The organism is Senegalimassilia sp. (assembly GCF_977052095.1).
The window spans coordinates 1-7690 of record NZ_CDRSTZ010000066.1; the positions used below are offsets into that span (position 1 = coordinate 1).

8 protein-coding genes are annotated in these 7690 nt (G+C 62.6%); 7 read left to right on the forward strand and 1 reads right to left on the reverse strand.

The window, feature by feature from the left end; translation table 11 throughout:
* From ACWI6D_RS08930 to leuD, 6 genes are all read left to right on the forward strand, one after another.
* On the forward strand, positions 1-282 hold a 282-nt coding region (locus tag ACWI6D_RS08930), incomplete at its 5' end, for a hypothetical protein (protein ID WP_449134427.1).
* A gap of 91 nt (positions 283-373) precedes the next feature.
* Positions 374-1429, forward strand: a complete 1056-nt coding sequence (locus ACWI6D_RS08935) for a polyprenyl synthetase family protein (protein ID WP_302936703.1) — start codon at positions 374-376, stop codon at positions 1427-1429.
* Between the two features lie 9 nt (positions 1430-1438).
* Positions 1439-2344 (forward strand): peptidoglycan-binding domain-containing protein, encoded by a 906-nt coding sequence (locus tag ACWI6D_RS08940; protein ID WP_449134428.1) that lies wholly within the window; start codon positions 1439-1441, stop codon positions 2342-2344.
* A gap of 197 nt (positions 2345-2541) precedes the next feature.
* The gene (locus ACWI6D_RS08945; protein WP_449134429.1) at positions 2542-3090 is read left to right on the forward strand and encodes a hypothetical protein; all 549 of its coding nucleotides are present in this window, start codon (positions 2542-2544) and stop codon (positions 3088-3090) included.
* Between the two features lie 150 nt (positions 3091-3240).
* On the forward strand, positions 3241-4509 hold the full coding sequence (gene leuC / locus ACWI6D_RS08950) for a 3-isopropylmalate dehydratase large subunit (RefSeq protein ID WP_303250679.1): 1269 nt from the start codon (positions 3241-3243) through the stop codon (positions 4507-4509).
* A 24-nt stretch (positions 4510-4533) separates the two neighbouring features.
* Positions 4534-5031 (forward strand): 3-isopropylmalate dehydratase small subunit, encoded by a 498-nt coding sequence (gene leuD / locus ACWI6D_RS08955; RefSeq protein WP_302936707.1) that lies wholly within the window; start codon positions 4534-4536, stop codon positions 5029-5031.
* Between the two features lie 150 nt (positions 5032-5181).
* Here leuD and ACWI6D_RS08960 read toward each other — a convergent pair whose 3' ends face one another.
* Positions 5182-6519, reverse strand: a complete 1338-nt coding sequence (locus ACWI6D_RS08960) for a hypothetical protein (protein WP_449134430.1) — start codon at positions 6517-6519, stop codon at positions 5182-5184.
* A 274-nt stretch (positions 6520-6793) separates the two neighbouring features.
* Between ACWI6D_RS08960 and leuB the strand changes: the two genes are divergently transcribed.
* Positions 6794-7690: 3-isopropylmalate dehydrogenase (leuB, locus tag ACWI6D_RS08965; RefSeq protein WP_449134431.1), on the forward strand; the 897-nt coding region annotated here is incomplete at its 3' end.

Sequence of the window (7690 nt, forward strand, 5' to 3'; positions counted from 1 at the left end):
TTCAAGATTGCATTTCCGTGGAGACTTCCGGTGTGTTTCGTAGCGTCGAGCGAAAGCTCGACTCTTTTACAAGAGCGCCTGAAGGGCGCGTCACCATCTTTAAAAACGCTTCGCGAAAAACAGTGTGCGCCTTCGGCGCTTTTGTTGATGTCGAGCTTTCGCTCGACGCTACGAATTGTGGCTGCGAATTCGTCAAAGATGGATGCCGATGTTGCGCAACGGTCGCACAATTTAGCTCAAAAGCGCCGGTGGCTGGTTTTCGATTTGGAATTCCTCGGCTGATTCGGGCGCTTCGCCGGGACGTGCGAACGTTACGTTTTCCATGTGGTACCATTTGCCAAAGCATGCAGGCGATTCAGATCAAGAAAGCGCTATGAAGAATATTAACGAGATCATCGCAGACGTAAAAAACCCACCGAAAACGTTTGAAGAGTATCTGGCGGTGTTCGCGGACCAAGTCGGTGACCTGGTCAACGCGTACCTGCCGTCGGGCTCACATCCCGACATGGACCGTTATCTGTACGATCCTCTGAAGAAATACAGCGAGAACGCGGGCAAGCGTCACCGCCCGCTCATTTGCTTTGCGGCTTGCCTGGCCGTTGGCGGCGACATGAAGCTTGCCACCAGCGCGGCTGCTGCCATCGAGCACTTCCACACGGCGGCGCTTATCCACGACGACATCGCCGACGAGGCCGAGCTGCGCCGAGGCGAGCCGTGCATGCACCGCACCGAGGGCATCGGCCTTGCCATCAATGCGGGCGACTTGGCTTTGTCCCTGGTCAACGGCACGGTTGTTGAAGACCCCGACCTGGACGACCACACGAAGGTGCGCGTTATCACCGAGCTTATCGACATGACGCGCCGCACCATCGAGGGCCAGGCGCTTGACATCGGATGGGCGCGCGACGGCCGTTACGACATCACGCCCGAGGACTACCTCATCATGGCTACGCACAAAACGGCGCACTATTCCGGCGCCGTGCCGCTGGCGGTCGGCGCCATCATCGGCGGCGGCACCGAAATGGAAATCGAGGCCCTGCGCAACTACGGTCTGGACACGGGCCTTGCGTTCCAGATTCAGGACGACCTGCTGAACCTTGTCGGCAGCGAAGAGTCCACGAAGAAGGACTTCCGCAGCGACATCACCGAGGGCAAGCGCACGCTCATGGTCGTGCACGCGCTGGCCAACGCTAACCAGGACGACCGCAGCCGTCTCATCGAGATTCTCTCCGCGAAGGAGAAAGATCCGGCGGTGCTCTCCGAGGCCGTAGAGATCATGGAGCGCGCCGGCAGCATCGACTACGCGCGCAGCTATGCGGAAAACCTTACGAGCATTGCGAAAAATCGCCTTGTCGACATGGTGAAACCTTCTGCGGCGCGTGATATGCTCGTTTCCATGGCTGATTGGTTCGTAAATCGACTGAAGTAGGCTTATCACATGGAAACTATTAAGCAGCAAGACTCGGGCGCGGCCGTTGAGGACGTGCAGCATCGCCTGTCGCTTATCGGGCTTTTGGACGAAGCGCGCGTAGACGGTGCATTCGGTCCGGAAACCGCCGCGGCGGTCAAGGCGTTTCGCGCGCAGGCCGAGCTTCCCGAAGGCGAAGAGGTCGACGAGAAGACGTGGGCGGCGCTTGTGGATGCATCGTATAGCTTAGGCGATCGCACGCTGTACCTGCGCATGCCGTATTTTCACGGGCACGACGTGCTGCAGCTGCAGCAGGCGCTTTCTGCCTTGGGTTTCGCTTGCGGGCCTGTCGACGGCATGTTCGGGGCATTCACGGAGCTGGCGTTGCGCAAGTTCCAAACGAACCTGGGCTTGCCCACCGACGGCATTGCCGGTGCGTACACGTATTCCGCCATTCGCAACCTGCATCATTCTTGGGAGGGCAAGGAAGCGGTGCGCGGCTCGTCTCACCTGGGCTTCGCGCGCGCGGCTGGCGTGCTTGAGCGCCACGCGCTGTGCCTGTTCGGAACGCAGGAATTCACGCGCTGCGTTGCCTCGCGCATGAGCAACCTGGCCCTGGCCACGAACCCTGCGTCGAAGATCATGAGCGCCGATAGTTTGCTGGTCGCCCCCGACGAACAGATGCTGCTTGTGCACATCGTGCTTCCCGAAGAGCAAACGGGCACCACGCCGCGCGTGGTGTTCGAGCCCGAGGATGCCCTGCCCACGCGACTGGAGTCGGCTTTGCGCGCGGCGCGCTTGTCGAACCCTTCGCGCGTTGCTGTCGAACTTCCCGGCAGCACTTGGGAAGACGCCGGCGTGGGCCGCTCGGCCCAGCACTTCGCCATCACGTTGCTTGATGCGTTGTGCACGGCGCTGGCAAAGCAGGAACAATAACAAAGCGAAAGCGGCCCCACAGGGCCGCTTTTTTTACGGAAACGTTACCGGTGATCAGGCGAAATACATCGTGTGATTTACTTTTGCATCAACTCAGTGACGAAAGCGCGCCCACGCTTGGCCATCCCGTATACTGACCTTGTTGAAAAAAAGAGCCGAATGGGGTGGCTCCTTTGCAAGAGAAAGCAGGTCCTGTCATGGCCGAAGAACAAGATGTGAACAACACGGTGCATCCCGTTGAAAACGATGCGGTGGCAGCCTCCGCTGCGCCTGCGCCCGAGGCGCAGCCCGGCAATCCCGAGGAGCCGGCGAAGGCTCCGTCTCAGCCCGGGTCGGCGCCGCAGCAGCAGCCGCAAGGCGCCCAGGTTCCGCCTGCGGCATCGCAGGTGCCTCCCGCGGGCGCTCAGCCGTATGCCCAGCCGCAACCGCAGCAGCCTTACGCGCAGCCGGTGTATGCGCAGCCCGTCTATCAGCCCGCGCCGCTCACGAAGCTGACCGGCGGCATGAAGTTCGCGTGGTTCGTCATCGGCGCCTTGGTGGGCATCCCGGGCATCATCTTGGCTTGGGTGTGCAACGTAGACAAATATCCGCAGGTGAAGTCCGATGCCGTGAAGTTTTCCGCCATCGGTTTCGCCGTGTGGATTGTGCTGGGCATCCTGCTCTGCATGATGGTCGGCGGCATGCTTGCCGCTGCGGTGGCCGGCTACGGCAGCGGCTACTACGACTATTACGGCACCATGTGGTAAACCCAAGCGCTCCAAACGTGAATAATGCATCATAAAGAAGGGCCCCGTCGGGGCTCTTCTTCGTTTCCGGCGAAGTCGGGTGGTACAATCGTGGAGTTTATCTAGTGCCCGGATTCGGGCAGACGAGACTGCAGAATTGAAGGAGTGAACATGGCACGTCCCATGACCATGGCGGAGAAGATTCTGGCCGCCCATGCAGGGCTCGACGAAGTGGAGCCGGGGCAGCTGATCGAGTGCAATCTCGACCTGGTGCTGTCCAACGACATTACGTCGCCCATCGCCATCAAGAATTTCAAGGAAATCGGCGTTGAGAAGGTTTTCGACCCCACGAAGATCGCCCTGGTGCCCGACCATTACGTCCCGAACAAGGACATCAAAAGCGCCGAGCAGGCCAAGCAGGTGCGCGACTTCGCCCGCGAGCAGGGCATCACGCACTATTACGAGGTAGGCTGCATGGGCGTTGAGCACGCGCTGCTGCCTGAGCAGGGCGTTGTGGGCGCTGGCGACCTTATCATCGGTGCGGACAGCCATACCTGCACGTACGGCGCGCTTGGCGCATTCTCCACGGGCGTGGGCTCCACCGACGCCGCCGTGGGTTACGCCACGGGCAAGGCGTGGTTCAAGGTGCCCGAAAGCCTGCTGTTCAAGATCGAGGGCGAACTTGCCCCCGGCGTTACCGGCAAGGACGTTATCCTGTACATCATCGGCATGATCGGCGTGGACGGCGCGTTGTACAAGGCCATGGAATTCACGGGCAGCGCCATCCACTCCATGTCCATGGACCAGCGCCTTTCCATCTCCAACATGGCCATCGAGGCCGGCGGCAAGGCGGGCCTCATCGAGGTTGACGACATCGCGCGCGCCTACATGGACGGCCGCACCGAGCGCCCCTACACCGAGTATCATTCCGACCCCGACGCCGTGTACGCGCACGTGTACGAGATCGACGCGGCCGACATTCCAGCAACGGTGGCGTGGCCGCATCTGCCGTCGAACACGCGCCCGGCGGCCGAGTCCCGCGACGTGAAGATCGACCAGGCCGTCATCGGCAGCTGCACGAACGGCCGCTTGGAGGACATGCGCCAGGCCGCAGACGTGCTGCGCGGTCGCAAGGTGCACCCCGATGTGCGCTGCATCGTCATTCCCGCCACGCAGGCCGTGTACAAGCAGTGCATTGCCGAGGGCCTCATGGACGTGTTCCTTGACGCGAACTGCGCCGTGTCCACGCCCACGTGCGGCCCGTGCCTGGGCGGCTACATGGGCATCCTTGCCGCAGGCGAGCGCTGCGTGTCCACGTCGAACCGCAACTTCGTCGGCCGCATGGGCGACCCCACCAGCGAAGTGTACCTGGCAAGCCCGGCCGTGGCTGCCGCATCCGCCGTGCTCGGTCACATCGGCCTGCCGGAAGACATCGCGTAGGAAACGGAAAGGGAAGGAATCACCATGCACTTCAAGGGTACCGCGCATCGTTACGGTCGCGACATCGACACCGACGTCATCATCCCGGCCCGTTACCTGAACTCCTCCGACCCCGAGTGGCTTGCCGCTCACTGCCTGGAGGACCTGGACAAGGACTTCGTGAACAAGGTGCAAAAGGGCGACATCATCGTTGCCGAGGAGAACTTCGGCTGCGGCAGCTCGCGCGAGCATGCGCCTATCGCCATCAAGGCGGCAGGCGTCGACGTGGTTATCGCCAAGTCGTTCGCACGCATCTTCTACCGCAACTCCATCAACACCGGCCTGGCCATCATGGAATGCCCCGAGGCCGTTGACGCCATCAAGCAGGGCGACGTGGTGGATGTTGACGCTGACGCCGGCATCATCACGAACACCACCACGGGCGAGACGTTCAAGGCTCAGCCGTTCCCGCCGTTCATCCGCGAGATCATCGAGGAAGGCGGACTCATCAACCGCACCCGCAAGGTGCTCGGCATCGAATAGCCGTCAGCGGAGGGCAGGGCGTCGACCGCAAACCCGGGAAGAGGGCGGCTTGCGCATGGCAAGCCGCCCTCTTGCTTTCGGAGCGGGCGGCGCGCATGAACGCACCTCCGTCCCCTGTCCACAAGCTTTCGGCCTCCGCCGCGCGTTCGCTTAGTCCCCGAACAGCCTGCTGAGCAGGCCTTTGCGGCGTGGCTTCTCCTCTCGGTACGACGCTTCGCCGGCCGTTGCCGTTTGGACGGCGCCCTCGTTGCCGCCGATGCGGACGATCTTGTACAGAAACGGCGATTTCGCGTACTTCACCTCGATGGGCGTTACGTGCACGGTGCTCTCGGCGGACAGATGAAGGCCCGGGTTGAGCGGTGCCTGCACCTGGATCTCCTTTTTCTCGCTGAACACCACGGCGGCGGCGCGGCCCGTTTGCCCGTTCACGGCTATGCGCACCTGTTCGCCATCGCGTCCGTCCGAGGCGGGCCGATCGACGTAATAGACGGGCACAAGCATCAGCCCGGAAGCGTGTTTGCGCACGCTGCGGGCCCACTGGCGCATGCTCTTCTTGCTGTATCCGAACGCCTTCTCGGCATCGTTCCCCGCAAGCGAATACGTCAACTTGTCGATGACGGCGCTCTTCTTCAGCAGGCCCTCGACGGCTATCACGCGGAAATCGCCCTCTTGCATGGCGGGGTCGAACGGGGCAACCGCCGAGAAATCCCATGGTTCGAGCAGGCCCATGAGCGGAATGTCGACGAAATAGGTTTTCGGCCACGCCCAATCGAGCACCTCGAAGTATACCTGCGATTCCTTGCCCGGCATCTTCCCGGGAAAAGACGCCATCATGCGCAGGTCGGCAAGCTCCACGGGCACGTACGTGAGGGCCATCTGCTCCTCGATGGCCTTGTCCACGTCATGTGCGGCGAAGGCATTGGGGTGTTGGTGCACGAGCGCAAGGGCGTTCGCGCGTGCCTGCTGGGCGGAGATGCGGCAGGGAAGTGCCTGCTCAGGGATGTATTCCGCCCCCGTGCCCATGGAAAGGCGCTTGCTGAACGTGCCGGGTTTGAGCAGGTCGGCAACGCCGATCTTGTTGCCGCACGAGGGGCACTCGAACACGCTTTGGGTGGATTTGCCCTCGAAGGCCGCCCCGCAAAACGGGCAGGGGACGCTCACGTGCTCGGCGTTTTGGAACTCGTTGGCGGTTGCGGGGTCTTCCCATAGCAGCCGCTCGAGCAGCGACATGTTGCGCCAGTAGGGCTTGTAGTAGGACCAGTCGGAATCCCGCGCGGGCTCAAGCTGCGAGACGTGCGTCAGCTTCAGCAGGCCGTCGACCACCTGAAGCGGCTGATGGCGTATGCCCGCGGCAGGCGTCGGCTCCGATCCGCCCTCGGCCCAGGGCGTGCTCGTCCCGCAATAGGCGCAATCGAAGCTGCGGGTTTGCTGGTGGGAGTACATAGGGCCGCCGCAGTTGCGGCACTTGATGGCGAAGAACCCTTCCATATGAGGCCTCCTTGAGCGTAGGGGCTGTTGCTTGCGAGTATGCCGGAGCCGCCGTGCCCGCGGCAAGCCCCGCATGGCCCAAAAAGCGATGTCTTCGACAACGGAAAGGCCCATTTCGTAAAACGCATAGGCGATGACGGCTGCCGCTTAGTTGCCAAACGCGCATCGCCCTGCGTGGGCAAATCCGTGATTCCCGCGGGAACAGGCCCTTGAGAAGCTCTAGTGCGTTATTATGTGAGCGTAATCGAATCACCTTTTGAAAGAGGCTCGCATCATGACGAAGCAATACGACATCTGCCTGTTGCCGGGCGATGGCATCGGCCCTGAGATCATCGCGGAGGGCGTGAAGGTCCTTAACGCCGTCGGCGCGAAATATGACACGCGCTTCGACTGCAAGGAGTCGCTTATCGGCGGCGCCGCCATCGACGCGGTGGGCGACCCGCTGCCGGCAGCTACGCTCGAAGCCGCAAAGGCCGCCGATGCCGTGCTGCTTGCGGCCGTGGGCGGGCCGAAGTGGGACACCACCGATCCCGGCGCGCCGCGCCCCGAGGCGGGCCTTTTGGGTATCCGCAAGGGCCTGGGCCTGTACACCAACCTGCGTCCCGTGCAGATCTTCGATGCGCTCGCAGGCGCCTCCACGCTTAAGCCCGAGGTCATCGAGGGCGTCGACCTTATGATCGTGCGCGAGCTCACCGGTGGCTTGTACTTCGGCAAGCGCGAGCGCTTCTACGATGAGGAGGGCGCCGGCACCGACGGTGCGAAGGGCCAGCGCGCCTACGACACGCTCGAGTATCGCGAGTACGAGGTGGAGCGCATCGCCCGTCAGGCGTTCGAAGCCGCCCGTAAGCGCCGCGGCAAGGTGACCAGCGTCGATAAGGCCAACGTGCTCGAGACCAGCCGCATGTGGCGCGAGATCGTGCACCGCATCGGCGAGGAGGAATACCCCGACGTGCAGATCGAGGACCTGTTGGTGGACAACACCGCCATGCAGCTGATCAACCGCCCTGCCGACTTCGACGTTGTGGTCACCGAGAACATGTTCGGCGACATCCTCTCCGACGAGGCCGCGCAGATCACGGGCTCGCTCGGCATGCTGGCCTCTGCAAGCCTGGGCGACTCCACGGCGCTGTACGAGCCCAGCCACGGCAGCGCCCCGGATATCGCCGGCAAG